The organism is Paracoccus sp. L-17 (genome assembly GCF_056857655.1).
This window is the reverse complement of sequence record NZ_JBSXNM010000030.1, coordinates 140,634-156,686: the sequence shown is the minus strand read 5'-3', so window position 1 is coordinate 156,686 and position 16,053 is coordinate 140,634. Positions and strand designations below refer to the sequence as shown.

Below are 16,053 nucleotides of genomic sequence, written 5' to 3'. Positions count from 1 at the left end.
GTGATCCCGGCCCGCGGAAAAAGATCGCTCACAGGCATCATCGCAGAACCGATGATCCCAAAAGCATGCTCGATCCCATGCAACTGCAAAACCTTGACAAACGCCTCTTCAGTCGTCATCCTCATGGCTCAAAACTCCCTTATTTCCGTTCGTCGCGATAATGGTAGAGGTGGTAGAGGCCCCATTGGCCCAGCCTGCGGAAGGGCGTCTTCCATCCTTCATGCGGCAGTTCGGTGTTGAAGATCGGCAGGTCGGGAACCGCCTCGCCCGCGACCAGTTGCGCCATGCGGCGGCCGGCCATCGCGGAATACATGACCCCGTTGCCGCCATAGCCAAGCGCGTAGAACGCGCCGGGCAGGTCCGGCAGGCCGGTGATGCGGGGCATCATGTCATGGCTGACATCGACCCAGCCCCACCAGGAATAATCCAGATCGATCCCGCGCAGGGCCGGAAATTTCCGCGCCATGCCCTCGCGCAGCGCGTTCAGATGCGCCGGGTTGGCGGCGTCGCGCCCGGTGATCGCCGCGCGCGAGCCGATCTGCAGCCGGTTGTCGGGCAGCAGCCGGTAATAGTGGCGCAGGGTCCGGGTATCGGTCAGCGGCGACAGTTTCCTGATGCCGACCTCGTCCAGTTCCGACGGTGTCAGAACGCGGGTCACGACGCTGTTGGACATGATCGGCATCAGCCGGTCCCTCAGCCGCGGATGCAGCCCGCGCGGGGCATAGGCCGCCGTTGCCACCGCGACGCGACGCGCGCGGATGGTGCCGCCGGGCGTGCGCAGGTGATGGATGCCATCCTTCAGCAGCCAGCCCTGGACCGGGCTGTCGGTATGGACCCTGGCGCCCAGTTCACGGGCCACGCGCAGATAGCCGAAGGCCAGTTTGGCCGCATGGATGCCGGTGCCGTCGGGTTCCCACATGGCGCCATGCGCCTCGTGGTCACGGACGACGGTGTCATGCAGCTCGTCCCGGCCCATCATCCGCGCGCCATAGCCGAACGTGTCGTTCAGCAGCCGGGTTTCGCTTTCCAGTGCCGGCATCGCGGATGCCTTATGCGCGATGTAGTAATGGCCGCCATCCTGTGGCTGGCAATCGATGCCGTGATCGCGGATCAGGCCGCGGAACAGGTCAAACGCTTCGGTGACCTCGGCATGCAGGCCCTGCGCGGTATCAAGGCCCCAGCGTTTGATCCACTGGCTGCGCTTCAACCGGCCCGAACTGATCTGCGCCTGCCCGCCATTGCGGGTGGAACAGCCATAGGCAACGCCGTTCGCCTCCAGCACGGTGGCCTTGATGCCGTGCATCCGGGCCAGGTGGATGGCGCAGGACAGGCCCGTATAGCCCGAGCCGATCACCGCGACGTCCACGTCCATGTCCGCCGTGACCGGGCCGTCATCCTCGGGCGCCGGGCCCGCCGTGTCGATCCAGTAGGTCGGCGCGTAATCGCTGCCCGGTCCCAGCCCGCGGGCCGTCATCGGGTCGTAGAAGGGATCGAAGGGCACCCATCCCGCACGTCTGGCGATCATCTGCATGACACGGCTCACTTCGCGGGGATTGCCGGGCGCTGCTTGCGGATCGCCTGTTTCTCGACGATCCGGCCGCCCTCGATGCGGAACAGGTCGGCGCCCTGAACCTCGGTCCGGGTGCCGTCGGGGTTGGTGGCACGGAAGGTCCACTGGCTGACGCCGCGGGTGCCGTCCTCGGACAGGAAATGGCTGTGATCGGCCCATTGCACGTCAGGCATCGCGGTCCAGACCCCCTCGAAGGCCCTGGCGATGGCATCCTTGCCTTCGATCCTGTTGCCGTATTCATGTTCGCCCGCGACGGTGAAGAACACGCAATCATCGGCGAAATGCGTCATCACGCCGTCGATGTCGTGGCGGTTGAAGGCGTCGAAGGTGGCCTTCAGGTCGTCGGCGGTCAGGGCGCGAGTGGTCGTTGTCATAGGCGTGTTCCTTGCGTCAGTAGCCCATCATCCGGGGCAGCCACAGGGCGATTCCGGGGAAGATGGCGATGATGAAGATTGCGGTGACAGAGGCGAGCGCGAAGGGAATGGCCCGCAGGCTGATCCTTTCGATCGAGACCCCGGATATGCCCGAGGCGATGAACAGGTTCTCGCCCAGCGGCGGCGTCTGGAAACCCACTGACAGGGTGGCGATCATGACGATGCCGAAATGGATCGGATCGATCCCCATCATGTAGGCGACCGGCAGCATCACCGGGACCAGGATCATGATCGCGGCCAGCGTTTCCATGAACATGCCGATGACCAGCAAGAGACCGATCACCATGGCCCAGATCAGGTAGAGGTTCGTGGTCAGGGACAGGATCCCGCCCGCGATGACGGCGGGAACGTCGTTTTCGACCAGGATCCGGCCGAAGATGGTGGCGGTGAACAGGACCAGCAACACGCGCCCGGCCAGCCATGTCGTCGTGTCCAGCGACTTGATGACCTCGCGCAGATCCAGTTCGCGATAGATCGCGGCGCCGACGAACAAGGTGTAGAAGATCGCCACGATGGCGGCCTCGGTCGGGGTGAAGAAGCCGGAATAGATGCCGCCCAGGATCACCACCGGGGCCAGCAGCGCCCAGAAGCCGTGATAGCAGGCCGACAGGATCTTGCCGACCGAAAGCGGCTCGGCCGAGCCGTGGAAGCCGCGCATCCGGCAGCGGATGTAGTTCATCACCAGCAGGCCGCCGGCCATGACGACACCCGGCAGGAAACCCGCGATGAACAGCTTCGAGATCGAGACCGACTGGAACGCGCCATAGGTTTCGATCGCCGCGGAGGGCGGCTGCATGCCCATGGCCGAGATGCCGTAGATGACCATCGGGATCGAGGGCGGGATGATGATGCCAAGCCCGCCCGCCGCGGCCGTGACCGAAGCCGCGTAGCCCGCGCCATAGCCCTGCCGCACCATAGCCGGGATCATCAGCATCCCGACGGCCGCGGTCGTCGCCGGCCCCGAGCCCGAGATCGCGCCGAAGAACAGGCAGGCCATCACGGTGGCGGCGGACAATCCGCCGGTGAACGGACCGGCCAGGCTTTCGGCCACGTTGATCAGGCGCCGCGACAGGCCCGCAGCCTCCATCAGCGCGCCGGCGAGGATGAAGGCGGGCAGGGCCATCAGCGGAAAGGATCCGACCGCGGACCAGGCCATCTGCACCATCTTGATCGGATTGTCGCCCAGATACAGCATCGCCGCCAGCGACGAGACGCCAAGCGCCACGGTGATCGGCGCGCCAAGGATCAGCAGCCCGAAGAAGGCGCCGAAGAGGATTTCGACCAGATAGCTGTCCATCAGCGGTGACCCTTGTCATAGGCGCGCTTCTCGTCCTCGGCCAGTTCCAGCGCCGCCTCGACGCTGACCTTGTCGGGATCGGCGGGGTCGATGCCGCGCACCAGCTTGAGGTAGTTCACCTGGAGGATGCGCAGCGTCATCAGGGTGAAGGCGATGGGCAGGGCCAGATAGACATAGCGCATCTCCCATCCCAGGGTCTGGGCCTTCACGAAGGGTTTCAGGCGGCTGATGAATTCGATCGACTGCCAGATGAAGACCAGGTTGAAGGCGATCCAGAACAGATCGCCGATCGCCTCGACGATGCGCGCCTTCTCGCGGCCCAATGCGTTCAGGTGAAAGCCCACGCGGTTATGCGCGGCCATCCGGGCGGCGTAGGACGCGCCGAAATAGGCGAACCAGACGAACAGGATCACCGACAATTCCTCGATCCAGGTGATCGAGAAGCCGAACAATTGCCGGGCGACGATCTGCGCGAAAAGCAGCGTCACGAAGACGGCCAGCAGGATGCGGCAGACATGGCTTTCGAACTTGTCGAGAAAGGACCAGAGTGCTGGCATGGCGGTGCCTTTGGCTGACGGGCGCGCCGGGACGCGGACGGGGACGGGAACGAGGCGCGCGGGCCAGAGCCCGCGCGCGGTGGCGCATCACTGGGGCGCGGGTTCGCGGCCCAGCGAGGTCAGGACGTTGTCCAGAACCTCCTTGCCGCCGATCTGGTCATAGAATTGCGGCCAGACCGCGGCAGTCGCAAGATCGCGGAACTCCTTCTCGTCGTCGGCCGGCTGGGTGATCTCCATGCCGCGGCTGACCAACTCGTCGCGGATCTTGGATTCCTCGCTGCGCAGAAATTCGGACGATGCCTGCGTCGCGGCCTTGCCGGCGGCAAGAACCTGCTGCTGCTGATCCTCCGACAGGCTTTCGAACAGGGCCTCGCTGACGATCAGCGGCTCGATCGAGAACAGGTAGCGCAGGTCGGTGATGTATTTCTGGACCTCGTCGAACTTCATCGCGTAGATCGTCAGATAGGGGTTGTCCTGCCCGTCCACGACCTTCTGCTGAAGCGCGGCGAAGGTTTCGCCCCAGGCCATCGGCGTCGGATTGAGGCCCCAGCTCTTGTAGGTCTCGATCATGATCTCGTTCTTCGGGACGCGGATCACCAGCCCCTGCAGATCCGCGACCGTCGAAACCGGCCGCTTGGAATTGCTGAGCACGCGAAAGCCGGAATAGCCCCAGCCGATGATGCGCACGCCGGCATCCTCGATCGTCTGGTCGATCATCTGCTGGCCGACCTCGCCCTGCGTGATCTTTTCGGCGTCGTCCTGGCTGAGAATGACATAGGGCAGCGTCAGCGTGCCGACCGAGGGCGAGAACGGCGTGATGTTGTTGATGGCGAGGATCGAGAAATCCAGCGTTCCGGTGGCGGCGGCGGTCACGGTGTCCTGTTCGTCGCCAAGCTGGCCGTTCAGGAACAGCTTGCCGGTCATCTCGCCGCCGGTCTGTTCTTCCAGCGCGGCGACGAACGCCTTGCCAAGCGCCTCCTGCGATCCGCCGGCGCCATCGCCCACGGCGATGCGGTATTCCTTGGCCGCGGCGGGAACGGCAAGTGCCAGCGTCAGCGCGGTGCCGGTCAGAAAACGGGTCATGTAGCTCATCGGTTGATCCCTGTTGCTGGGGCCGCGTTGGTCGCGGCGTGTTTGGTGCGGCATAATGTTGCAGGCCGGTTGCCGCAAGGATATGTCCAGATGGAACCGTCTCTAGGTCCAGATGCACAGCCGGATTGCGCCCGAGGTCATCTTTCTGCGCGACAGCGACGCGCCGACGCGGCAGGGCCAGCTTGCCGCGGCCATCGTGCGCGCGGTGCTGGAAAGCCGGGCCCGGCCCGGAACACGCCTGCCCTCCAGCCGCAGCCTGGCCGGGGCGCTTGGCCTGTCGCGGATGACGGTCACGCTGGTCTATCAGGATCTTGTCAGCCAGGGCTATCTGGAGACGATCCCGAGATCGGGCATCGCCGTCGCCGCAACCGTGCCGCACAGGCGCCTTCGCGCGCAAGGTGCCAGACGGACCGAAGAACCGCCCGATTGGGGACACTGGCTTTCCGACCACCACCTGCCGCGCCGGATGATCCGGAAACCCGCGAACTGGCGCGATTTCCGCTATCCCTTCATCTACGGTCAGGCCGACCCGGCCCTGTTCGATCACAACGCCTGGCGCGATTGCGCGCGCCGCGCGCTTGGCACCCGCGATTTCGCGGAACTGGCCGCCGACCGCTATGGCGCCGACGATCCGCTGCTGGTCGATTACATCCGGTCCAATACCCTGCCCCGGCGGGGGATCACCGCGGGGCCGGACGAGGTTCTGGTGACGTTGGGGGCGCAGAACGCGCTGTTTCTGGCGGTGGAACTGCTGGCCCGCGCCGACCGTCTGGCCGTGACCGAAGAACCCGGCTACCCGGATTTCGCCGAAACCCTGCGCCGGGCGCAAAGCCCCACGACCTTCCTGCCCGTTGACGACAGGGGATTGCGGCCCGGCGATCTGCCCGGCAATACCCGGCTGGTCATCGCCACGCCCAGCCACCACATTCCGACCGGCGCAACCATGCCCCTGTCGCGGCGTCGCGAGTTGATCGCGAGGGCCGGGCAACGGGATTTCCTGATCATCGAGGACGACTACGACTTCGAGATGTCTTATCTGGCCCCGCCTGCCCCGGCGCTGAAATCGCTGGATGACGAGGGCCGCGTGATCTATCTGGGCAGTTTCTCGAAATCGCTGTTTCCAGGCTTGCGGATCGGCTACATGGTCGGTCCCGCCGCGCTGATCGCGCAGGCCCGCGCGCTGCGCTCGATCATGCTGCGCCATCCGCCCAGCCACCTGCAACGCATCACCGCCTATTTTCTCGCGCTTGGACATTACGACGCCCATATCGTCCGGTTGCGCCAGGCGATGAAGCGCCGTCGCGCGGTGCTGGAACAGGCACTGGCGGCATCCACCCTGCGGATCGAGGGCGCGGCGGCCTCGGGCGGGTCCAGCATCTGGCTCAGCGGTCCGGCGGGATGCGACAGCGCGGATCTGGCTGACCGGCTGGTCGCCGACAGCGTGCTGATCGAGCCGGGGGCGGTCTTTTTCGAAACCCCGCCGCAGCCCTGCCCGCTGTTCCGGCTGGGCTATGGCTCGATCGACGAGACCCGGATCCCCGAGGGCGTCGCGCTGATCGAGAGGGCCGCCAACATCGTCTGACGCGCAGCGACCCGGACCGTCGCGCGCCTTGCCGCCTGTGGTTCCATCTGCGATAGAAGGCGCGATCCGTCGCCAGAGAGGTCGCCCATGTCCTTCCGCGCCCGCCACCTTCTGGGCATCGACCATCTTTCCCCGCCCGAGATCGTGACGCTTCTGGATCTGGCGCAGGATTATGCCGGCCTGAACCGGCGCACGATCAAGCATTCCGACGCGCTGGCCGGAATGACCCAGATCAACATGTTCTTCGAGAATTCGACCCGCACCCAGTCCAGCTTCGAACTGGCCGGAATGCGGCTGGGCGCGGACGTGATGAACATGTCGATGCAGACCAGCTCGGTGAAGAAGGGCGAAACGCTGATCGACACGGCGCTGACGCTGAACGCGATGCAGCCCGACCTGCTGGTCGTGCGTCATCCGCAATCGGGCGCGGTCAACCTGCTGGCCGAAAAGGTCAATTGCGCGGTCATCAACGCGGGCGACGGGCGCCACGAACATCCCACGCAGGCGCTGCTGGACGCGCTGACGATCCGCCGCGCCAAGGGCCGGCTGCACCGCCTGAGCGTGGCCATCTGCGGCGACATCGCCCACAGCCGCGTGGCACGATCCAACCTGATCCTGCTGGGCAAGATGGAAAACCGCATCCGCCTGATCGGGCCGGCGACGCTGATGCCCGCGGGCGTGGGCGAGATGGGCGTCGAGGTCTTCGAGGACATGCGCGAGGGGCTGCGCGGCGCCGATGTGGTGATGATGCTGCGGTTGCAGCGCGAACGGATGGATGGCGGCTTCATTCCGTCCGAACGCGAATATTACCACCGCTGGGGCCTGGATGCCGAAAAGCTGGCACTGGCCGCGCCCGACGCCATCGTCATGCATCCCGGCCCGATGAACCGGGGCGTCGAGATCGACGGCACCATCGCCGACGACATCAACCGCTCGGTCATCCAGGACCAGGTCGAGATGGGCGTGGCGGTGCGGATGGCGGCGCTGGATCTGCTGGCGCGGAACCTGCGCGCCGAACGGGGCGCGGCGGCAGCAGGGGTGATGGTGTGACCGCGATCCTGTTCAGCAATGCCCGCCTGATCGACCCCGAGGCCGGGACGGACGGGCCCGGATCGCTGCTGGTCGGCGATGGCCGGATCGGGGGCCGCGGCGCGCCGGACGAGGCCGCGCCCGAAGGGGCGGAGATCGTCGATTGCGGCGGAAGGGTCCTGGCACCCGGCCTGATCGACTGGGGCGTCAAGATCGGCGAGCCGGGCGAACGGCACAAGGAAAGCTTCCGCAGCGCGGGCCTTGCCGCCGCTGCCGGGGGCGTGACCACGATCATCGCGCGGCCCGATACCGCGCCGCCCATCGACACGCCCGAATCGCTGGAATTCGTGACCCGCCGCGCCGCCGATGCGAAGGTCAACATCCGCCACATGGCCGCGCTGACCAAGCAGCGCGCAGGCCGCGAAATGGTCGAGATCGGGTTTCTGAGCGATCTGGGCGCGGCGGCCTTTACCGATGGCGTGCGCGTGGTCAGCGACAGCAAGCTGCTGTCGCGCTGCATGGCCTATGCCCGCGGCACCGGGGCGCTGATCGTGGGCCATCCGCAGGATGCCGGGCTGTCGAAGGGCGCGGCCGCGACCAGCGGCAAGTTCGCCTCGCTTTACGGCATTCCCGCCGTCTCGCCCATGGCCGAGGTGATGGGGCTGGATCGCGATCTGGCGCTGGTCGCCATGACCGGCTGCCGCTGGCACGCCGATCAGGTCACGCTTGCCGCCGCCCTGCCCGCCCTGCGGCGCGCGCGGGCGGCGGGGCTGGACGTGACCGCGGGCATTTCCATCCACCACCTGACGCTGAACGAATTCGATGTCGGCGATTATCGCACCTTCTTCCGCTTCACCCCGCCGCTGCGCTCCGAGGATGACCGCGAAGCGATGGTTCAGGCCGTGGCCGAAGGGGTGATCGACGTGATCGCCAGCTTTCACACCCCGCAGGACGAGGAATCCAAGCGCCTGCCCTTCGAGGCGGCGGCCCCCGGCGCGGTCGGACTGCAGACGCTGCTGCCCGCCGCGATGCGGCTTTATCATCAGGGCGGATTGTCGCTGCCGCAGCTTTGGCGCGCGATGTCGCTCAATCCCGCCAAGCGGCTGGGGCTGGAAGCCGGGCGGCTGACGCCCGGCGCCCCGGCCGATCTGGTCCTGTTCGATCCCGACGCGCCCTTCGTTCTGGACCGTTTCGCCCTGCTGTCGAAATCGAAGAACACGCCCTTCGACGGCGCCCGGATGGAAGGCCGCGTGTCCGGCACCTGGATTGGCGGCAACCGCGTCTTCGGGGGTGCGTCATGATGCTGATCCTGTCGGCGATCTTCGGCTATCTTCTGGGCTCGATCCCGTTCGGACTGGTGATCTCGCGGGCGATGGGCCTGGGCGACCTGCGCCAGATCGGGTCGGGCAATATCGGGGCGACCAACGTGCTGCGCACCGGCAACAGGCCGGCGGCGCTGGCGACGCTGCTGCTGGATTCCGGCAAGGGCGCGATCGCGGTGCTTCTGGCGCGTGAAGTCGGCGGCGAAAACGCGGCGATGCTGGCCGGCGGCGCGGCCTTTCTGGGTCATTGCTTCCCGGTCTGGCTGGGATTCAGGGGCGGCAAGGGCGTCGCCACCTTTCTCGGCACCCTGATCGCGCTGCACTGGCCGCTGGGGCTGATCGCCTGCGCAATCTGGCTGGCAACGGCACTGGCCACGCGCATTTCCAGCCTTTCGGCGCTGCTGGCGGCGGCCTTGTCGCCGGTCGTCGCATGGGCAACCGGGCGCGGCGACCTGGCCGCCGTCTGCGCCTTCATGGCGGTGCTGATCTTCATCCGCCACAAGGCGAATATCGCGCGGCTGATGAATGGCAGCGAACCGCGGATAGGGCGGAAAAAGGGGTAACGCGCCCGACGCCCCTGCCGGATCAGGGCGAATATGGCCACCCCAGAAACACTTTGCGAACCTTTCCAGGGCAGAAATCTGGTATTCACCCCGGTTCAGAATTCCCGATATTGACTGCGGAAGCTTTCCATGAGACGCTTTATATAATTTTTGTTTACTATAAGACTGTTTTTTGTTTACTACAGGGCTCTCGTCATCGGCGATTCCGATCTCGTCGAAGGCTGGCCGTTATCCAGACAATCCGCTGTCACGGGGAGCCTTCGGCGTTTGGAAACCGTCTTGCTCTGTTTCCGACCGATCTGAACGTTTCGCAACCTCGCGATCAGGCTGACGAAGATGACCTGCAACACCGCGCGGACCGGTATGACCCTGGTTGGCAAGATTGGCGTGTGCCAAGAATCATAATCTTCCCGCCCGGGGAGAACTTGACCCTTTACCAATGCAATTTTCGAGGAATGGAACGGACATGGACATCATCGGTGACAACGGATTGTCAATCGTGGGCGGAAAGCTTTATCCCGGATTTGAGACCCCGCCCGCGCCGGACGGTGCGGTTCTCATCGGGACCGATGCAGCGGGCAACAACTGGTGCTATGTCCAGCGTCTCCAGACCGCGCGGGTCGTCATCAGCAACGCCAACAATACCAGCGCCCCCCAGCAGATCACCTATTCGGTCAGCTCCGGCTCGACCATTGGCTTCAGCCAGAAATTCGGCGTCTCGGTAGAGGTGAGCGCAGGCATAAGCTTCCTGATCAATGTCAGCGCGAAGGTGCAGATAAGCGGCGAGATCGGTTTTTCACAGGCGTTTTCCAAGCTGGAAAGCACCGAAATCACCGCACAGACAGCGCCGGGCGTCAAAACGACGATCTATCAGGGCACGATCGTGATGTCATATTACAAACTCAGCAATGATTACACCGGATACCAGAATTATTGCACCCAGACCTGGGAAAACATGAGCACCGATGTCGTCGAAACAAATGCTTATGAGACGACAGAAACACCGTTGCCGACACTGACGGATCTCAAGGCCATGGTATAACCCAGGCATGGGCGCGGATCGCCTGACGCGGCTGCCGTGGCTTGACAGCTTCTTCACCGCGCCGGGGAAGTTCGACAGCCCTGCGCCCCCCCAACCCGATGACCGCATGACAGAAGGGGGCCGCGGCGGACGAACGGCGCCCCTTGGGCGCGGGATGCAAGGGCTTCGCGCCCCGCCGGATCACCGCCAGGGCGCGTTCCCTCAGATCCCCGCCTCGATGATGGCGCGGGCCAGGATCGGGACGGTGTGTCCGTTCAGCCCGGCGATGTTCAGCCGCGAATCGCCGACCATGTAGATCGCGGACTCGCTTTTCAGGGACTGCACCTGATCGGGCGTGGCACCGAGGCGCGAGAACATGCCGCGGTGATCGGCGATGAAATCGAACCGGTCGCTGCCCGACAATTCGCGCAGCTCGGAGGCCAGTTGACTGCGCAGCCCCAGCATCGTGTTGCGGACCTCCTCCAGTTCCGCCTGCCAGTCGGCCCGCAGAGCGGCATCCGCAAGGATCGTGCTGACGATGCGCGCCCCATGATCGGGCGGGAAGGAATAGTTCTGACGGTTCAGATAGGCCATGCTGCCCTGCGTCAGGTCGCGCGCCTCACGGCCCTCGGCCAGCGCCATCAGAATGCCGGTCCGCTCGCGGTAGATGCCGAAATTCTTGCTGCACGAGGCGGCGATCAGCACTTCGGGCAGGCTGCGCGCGACCAGCCGCGTCGCTTCGGCATCGGCTTCCAGACCGTCGCCGAAGCCCTGATAGGCCAGGTCGATCAGCGGCACCGCGCCGGATTGTTCAAGGATCGAGACGACCTCCTGCCATTGTTCCGGCGTCAGGTTCGCACCGGTCGGATTGTGGCAGCAACCGTGCAGCAGAACGATGTCGCCGCGGCCCGCCCTGGCGATATCGGCCTTCATCGCCTCGAAATCGACGCCCCGGCTGTCGTTGTCGAAATAGCGGTATTCGACGAAGGGCAGGCCCATGAATTTCAGGATCGACAGGTGGTTCGGCCAGGTCGGATCCGAAACGTAGACGGTCAGATCCGGGTTCGCCAGCCGGGCCAGTTCCAAGCCTTGCCGGATCGCGCCGGTTCCGCCCACCGTCGCCACGGAGGCCAGACGTTCGGCCGGCACCTCTCCCAGCACCATCCCGGCCATCGCCTCGCGATATTCCGGGGTGCCCGCAAGGCCGGTATAGGCCTTGGTGGTCTGGTTCTCCCAGATGCGCTGTTCGGCCTGCTTGACGGCCCGCATCACCGGCGTCACGCCCTGCGGATCCTTGTAGACGCCGACGCCAAGGTCGATCTTGCCCTGACGGGTATCGGCCTTGAATTCCTCGACCAGCATCAGGATCTTGTCGGGGGCTTGCGGTTTCAGGTTGGACAGCATTGTCAGGCGTCTCCGGTTGCGATTGGCAGGTCGGGAAAGCTGCCCCATTCGGTCCAGCTTCCGTCATAGAGCGAGTGGTTGCGGTGGCCGATCCGTTCCAGCGCCAGGCTGAGGATCGCGGCGGTCACGCCGCTGCCGCAGGTGGTGATGGCGGGCTGCGACAGATCGACCCCGGCGGTTTCGAATTCGGCCCGGATCGCGGCCTCGTCCTTCATCGTGCCGTCGGCATTGAACAGGCGTGCGAAAGGCAGATTGCGCGAGCCGGGGATGTGGCCCGCGCGCAGGCCGGGGCGCGGCTCGTCCACCTCGCCGCGAAACCGCTCGGGCGCGCGGGCGTCGATGATCTGGTGATCGGCCAGCTTGCTGGCCGCCGCCACCTGCGTCACGTCGCGGATCAGACCGGCCTGGCGCTGCACGGTGATGTGGCGGTCGCGCAGGATCGGGGCCATGTCCTCGACCGGGCGGCCCTCGGCCTGCCACTTGCCGAAGCCGCCATCCAGCACCGCCACGTCGATCTTGCCCATCAGGCGGAAATTCCACCAGACGCGAAAGGCGCTGCGCACATCGGAATTGTCGTAGACCACCACCTGATGGCCGTCGCCCACGCCCATCGCGCGCATCCGGCTGATGAACATCTCGACCGGGGGGGCGGTGTGGGGCAATGTGCTGCGCTTGTCCGAGATCGCGTCGATGTCGAAGAACCGCGCATTGGGGATATGGGCGGCCTCGTATTCGGCCCGTCCGTCGCGGCCGCTGGCGGGCATGTGCCAGCTTGCGTCGATCACCCGCAGGTCGGGGTCGTTCAGATGCGCGGCCAGCCATTCGGTCGAGACCAGCGTCTTCGGATCGTCCTGCATCCTCTTCCCCCGCATCAAGGCACGCGGTCCGATTTACAGGCCGAAGCCGCTGGCTGCAACGTGGCTTTCTTCTAGCCCTGCTTCAGAAGCCGCTGTTTCTGCCGGTTCCAGTCGCGTTTGGCGCTGGTTTCGCGCTTGTCGGCGATCTTCTTGCCCTTGGCGACGCCGATCTTCAGCTTCACCAGGCCGCGATGGTTGAAATACATCACCAGCGGCACCAGGGTCATCCCCTCGCGCCCCACGGACTGCCACAGCCGCGACAATTCGCGCCGGCTGACCAGCAGCTTTCGCTTGCGGCGCTCCTCGTGGCCGAAGACGCCGGCATTGGACAGGGCCGCGATATGGCCGTTGATCAGCCACAATTCGCCATCCTCGATGCTGGCATAGCTTTCGGCAATATTGGACTGGCCGGTGCGCAGGGACTTGACCTCGGACCCGGTCAGCACGATGCCCGCCTCCAGATCGCTTTCGATGAAGTAATCGAAACGCGCCCGCCGGTTCTCGGCGATCACCTTGTAATTTTTGTTCTCGGGTTCCTTGGCCATGACCGCGCTAGATAGGCGCGGCGCGCGCGGCTGTAAAGATCGCTGCGGCCTTCCTGGCCGATTGCCTTTGGCCGCGTCTTCGCGCTAGGGCGTGATGGCGGATGGAGGAACGGCGATGCGGCATGGCGGGACGATACTGGTTCAGGCGCTGAAGGCCAATCGGGTCGAGCGGGTCTTTTCGGTTCCCGGCGAAAGCTTCCTGGCGGCCCTTGACGGGCTGCATGACAGCGGCATCCAAAATATCGTCTGCCGGCACGAGGGCGGCGCCGCGATGATGGCCGAGGCGGCCGGCAAGCTGAGCGGCCGGCCCGGCGTGGCCTTCGTGACGCGGGGGCCGGGCGCCACCAATGCCAGCGCGGGTGTGCATGTCGCGCGCCAGGATTCGACGCCAATGATCCTGTTCGTGGGCCAGATCGCGCGCGGCGATACCGACCGCGATGCCTTTCAGGAGGTGGATTTCCGCGCCATGTTCGGCCCGCTGGCGAAATGGGTGGCGCAGATCGACGCCACCAATCGGATCGCGGAATACGTCCGCCGCGCCTTTGCGGTGGCCATGTCGGGACGCCCCGGCCCGGTGGTCCTGGCGCTGCCCGAGGACATGCTGTCGGATCGCGCCGACATCCCCGACCTGCCGGCCGCCGCGCGGCCGCTGCCCGATGTGGCGCCGCACGCCGTCGCGGCCCTGGCCGATGCGCTGGCCGGGGCGCGGCGGCCGCTGGTCGTCGCCGGCGGCTCGCAATGGTCGCAGCAGGCGGCCGATGATCTGGCGCGTCTGGCCCGCAACTGGGATCTGCCGGTCGCGGTGCCCTTCCGGCGGCAGGACCGGATCGACAACCGGTTGCCGCATTACGTGGGCGATCTGGGCGTGGGCATGAACCCCGAACTGGGGCGGGCCCTGGACGAGACCGACGTGATCCTGTCGCTGGGCGCGCGTCTGGGCGACACGCTGACGGCGGGATACAGGCTGATGGATCCGGTCAGACCGCGGGCGCGGGTGATTCATGTCCATCCCGACGAGAACGAGATGGGCCGCCTGTGGCAACCCGATCCCGGGCTGGTCGCCGATCCGCGCGAGGTCGTCGCGGCGCTGGCCGCCCTGCCCGCCCCGGACCGGGACTGGGCCGATTGGCGCGCCGATCTGCGCGCGCGCTACGAGGCATGGCAGCGCCCCCATGAGACGCCCGGCGCGGTGAAGATGGAACATGTCGTTGGCTGGCTCTCCCGGCATCTGCCCGAAGACGCGATCCTGACCAATGGCGCGGGCAATTACGCCGCCTTCCTGCACCGGTATTTCCGCTGGAAACGATACGGAACCCAGCTTGCGCCGACCTCGGGCAGCATGGGCTATGGACTGCCCGCCGCGATCGCGGCCAAGCTGGCCCACCCCGATCGGCTGGCGATCTGCCTTGCCGGCGACGGCTGCCTGCAAATGACGGTGACCGAGCTTTCGACGGCGGCGCAGTACGGAGCCCCTATCATCGTGATCGTCGCCAATAACGGCCAATACGGCACCATCCGGATGCATCAGGAGCGTCACTATCCCGGCCGCGTCTCGGGCACGGCGCTGTTCAGCCCCGATTTCGCGGCCCTTGCCCGCGCCTATGGCGGCCATGGCGAGATCGTGCGCGAAGACGGGGAATTCGCCGATGCCTTCGCCCGCGCCCGCGATGCCGGCACGCTGGCGGTGATCGAGCTGCGGCTGGATCCCGAGGCGCTGACGACGGGTGCGACGCTGAGCCAGATCCGCGATGCGGCACGCGGCGCGCGATGAGGTCCGGCCCGCGAAACCTGATTTCGGACGTGGCCGGTCTGCGGGTCGGGAACGCGGCCGAGGCGCGGCTGAAATCCGGGGTCACGGTGCTGACGGGCGATGCGCCCTTCACCGCGGCGGTGCAGGTCATGGGCGGCGCGCCGGGCAGCCGCGAAACCGATCTTCTGGCGCCCGACAAGCTGGTCACCGCGGTGGATGCGCTGGTCCTGTCGGGCGGCTCGGCCTTCGGGCTGGCCGCCTGCGACGGGGTGATGCAGGCGCTGCGCGCCGCGGGGCGCGGCTTTGCGGTCGGCGCGGCACGGGTGCCCATCGTGCCGGGTGCAATCGTCTTCGATCTGCTGAATGGCGGCGACAAGGACTGGACCGAAAATCCCTATCCCGCGCTCGGCCGTGCCGCCTGGCAGGCCGCCGCGCCCGATTTCGGCATCGGCAGCGCGGGCGCGGGAACAGGGGCGATGACGGGACGGCTGAAGGGCGGGCTGGGCTCGGCCTCGGCGGTGCTGGAGAACGGCCTGACCATGGGGGCGCTGGTCGTGGTCAATGCGATAGGCTCGGCGACCATCGGCGAAGGCCCGCATTTCTGGGCCGCGCCGTGGGAACTGGAGGGTGAATTCGGGCGCGGCGGCCTGCCGCGCAGCTTCCCGGCCGCGCAAGAGCCGCAGCCGATGAAACGTCAGGGCGAGGCCACGACCCTCGCCATCGTCGCCACCGATGCCGCCCTGGACAAGGCGGCGCTGCAACGGCTGGCCATCGCCGCGCATGACGGGCTGGCCCGCGCGCTGGTTCCCAGTCATACGCCGATGGATGGCGATTTGGTCTTCGCCGTCTCGACCGGGGCGCGGCGGGTCGCGGACCCGGTGGCGCAGGTCTTCGGGCTGGGCCATGCCGCGTCCTGCACCCTGGCCCGTGCGGTGGCGCGCGCAATCCACGCGGCCGAACCCGCGCCAGGCGATCTGCAACCCTGCTGGTCGGTGCGTTTCGGCGCATGAGAAAGGGCGGTGCGACAAGC

At 66.3% G+C, this 16,053-nt stretch carries 15 protein-coding genes; 7 read left to right on the top strand and 8 right to left on the bottom strand.

What is annotated here, in order from left to right:
- Window positions 1-139: 139 nt before the first annotated feature.
- The 5 genes from AC13CR_RS05530 to AC13CR_RS05510 form a co-directional block, all read right to left on the bottom strand.
- Complete coding sequence (locus tag AC13CR_RS05530) at window positions 140-1,531, bottom strand: NAD(P)/FAD-dependent oxidoreductase (RefSeq protein WP_446236493.1); 1,392 nt, start codon at window positions 1,529-1,531, stop codon at window positions 140-142.
- Between the two features lie 8 nt (window positions 1,532-1,539).
- A complete protein-coding gene (locus AC13CR_RS05525) occupies window positions 1,540-1,944 on the bottom strand; it encodes a nuclear transport factor 2 family protein (RefSeq protein ID WP_292957554.1) in 405 nt (134 codons plus the stop codon).
- 16 nt (window positions 1,945-1,960) lie between these two features.
- Entirely contained in the window at window positions 1,961-3,301 is a 1,341-nt protein-coding gene (locus AC13CR_RS05520; protein WP_292957557.1) for a TRAP transporter large permease, read from the bottom strand.
- Window positions 3,301-3,858, bottom strand: a complete 558-nt coding sequence (locus AC13CR_RS05515) for a TRAP transporter small permease (protein ID WP_292957560.1) — start codon at window positions 3,856-3,858, stop codon at window positions 3,301-3,303. Before AC13CR_RS05515 ends, AC13CR_RS05520 begins: the two co-directional genes overlap by 1 nt.
- Before the next feature lie 87 nt (window positions 3,859-3,945).
- Complete coding sequence (locus AC13CR_RS05510) at window positions 3,946-4,950, bottom strand: TRAP transporter substrate-binding protein (RefSeq protein ID WP_292957563.1); 1,005 nt, start codon at window positions 4,948-4,950, stop codon at window positions 3,946-3,948.
- A gap of 112 nt (window positions 4,951-5,062) precedes the next feature.
- Here AC13CR_RS05510 and pdxR point away from each other — a divergent pair, with 112 nt between their 5' ends.
- The 5 genes from pdxR to AC13CR_RS05485 all read left to right on the top strand — a co-directional run bounded on the left by pdxR (window position 5,063) and on the right by AC13CR_RS05485 (window position 10,488).
- The gene (gene pdxR, locus AC13CR_RS05505) at window positions 5,063-6,532 is read left to right on the top strand and encodes a MocR-like pyridoxine biosynthesis transcription factor PdxR (RefSeq protein ID WP_292957566.1); all 1,470 of its coding nucleotides are present in this window, start codon (window positions 5,063-5,065) and stop codon (window positions 6,530-6,532) included.
- 87 nt (window positions 6,533-6,619) lie between these two features.
- Window positions 6,620-7,582, top strand: coding sequence for an aspartate carbamoyltransferase catalytic subunit (locus tag AC13CR_RS05500; protein ID WP_292957569.1), 963 nt, complete (start codon window positions 6,620-6,622; stop codon window positions 7,580-7,582).
- Window positions 7,579-8,862, top strand: a complete 1,284-nt coding sequence (gene pyrC, locus AC13CR_RS05495; RefSeq protein ID WP_292957572.1) for a dihydroorotase — start codon at window positions 7,579-7,581, stop codon at window positions 8,860-8,862. Before AC13CR_RS05500 ends, pyrC begins: the two co-directional genes overlap by 4 nt.
- Complete coding sequence (gene plsY / locus AC13CR_RS05490; RefSeq protein ID WP_446237436.1) at window positions 8,859-9,446, top strand: glycerol-3-phosphate 1-O-acyltransferase PlsY; 588 nt, start codon at window positions 8,859-8,861, stop codon at window positions 9,444-9,446. The genes pyrC and plsY overlap by 4 nt, the downstream gene beginning before the upstream one ends.
- Before the next feature lie 466 nt (window positions 9,447-9,912).
- Window positions 9,913-10,488 carry a hypothetical protein gene (locus AC13CR_RS05485; RefSeq protein ID WP_293015526.1) on the top strand — a complete coding sequence of 192 codons (576 nt, stop codon included), beginning with the start codon at window positions 9,913-9,915 and terminating at the stop codon, window positions 10,486-10,488.
- A 201-nt stretch (window positions 10,489-10,689) separates the two neighbouring features.
- Here the strand turns inward: AC13CR_RS05485 and AC13CR_RS05480 are convergent, their stop codons facing one another.
- From AC13CR_RS05480 to smpB, 3 genes are all read right to left on the bottom strand, one after another.
- The gene (locus AC13CR_RS05480) at window positions 10,690-11,871 is read right to left on the bottom strand and encodes an amino acid aminotransferase (protein WP_292957580.1); all 1,182 of its coding nucleotides are present in this window, start codon (window positions 11,869-11,871) and stop codon (window positions 10,690-10,692) included.
- A gap of 2 nt (window positions 11,872-11,873) precedes the next feature.
- Entirely contained in the window at window positions 11,874-12,728 is an 855-nt protein-coding gene (gene sseA / locus AC13CR_RS05475; protein WP_292957583.1) for a 3-mercaptopyruvate sulfurtransferase, read from the bottom strand.
- A 71-nt stretch (window positions 12,729-12,799) separates the two neighbouring features.
- A complete protein-coding gene (smpB, locus tag AC13CR_RS05470) occupies window positions 12,800-13,273 on the bottom strand; it encodes an SsrA-binding protein SmpB (RefSeq protein WP_292957586.1) in 474 nt (157 codons plus the stop codon).
- A 115-nt stretch (window positions 13,274-13,388) separates the two neighbouring features.
- Between smpB and AC13CR_RS05465 the strand changes: the two genes are divergently transcribed.
- Window positions 13,389-15,044 carry a thiamine pyrophosphate-binding protein gene (locus AC13CR_RS05465; RefSeq protein ID WP_292957967.1) on the top strand — a complete coding sequence of 552 codons (1,656 nt, stop codon included), beginning with the start codon at window positions 13,389-13,391 and terminating at the stop codon, window positions 15,042-15,044.
- A complete protein-coding gene (locus AC13CR_RS05460; protein WP_292957589.1) occupies window positions 15,041-16,033 on the top strand; it encodes a P1 family peptidase in 993 nt (330 codons plus the stop codon). The genes AC13CR_RS05465 and AC13CR_RS05460 overlap by 4 nt, the downstream gene beginning before the upstream one ends.
- Window positions 16,034-16,053: the final 20 nt, after the last annotated feature.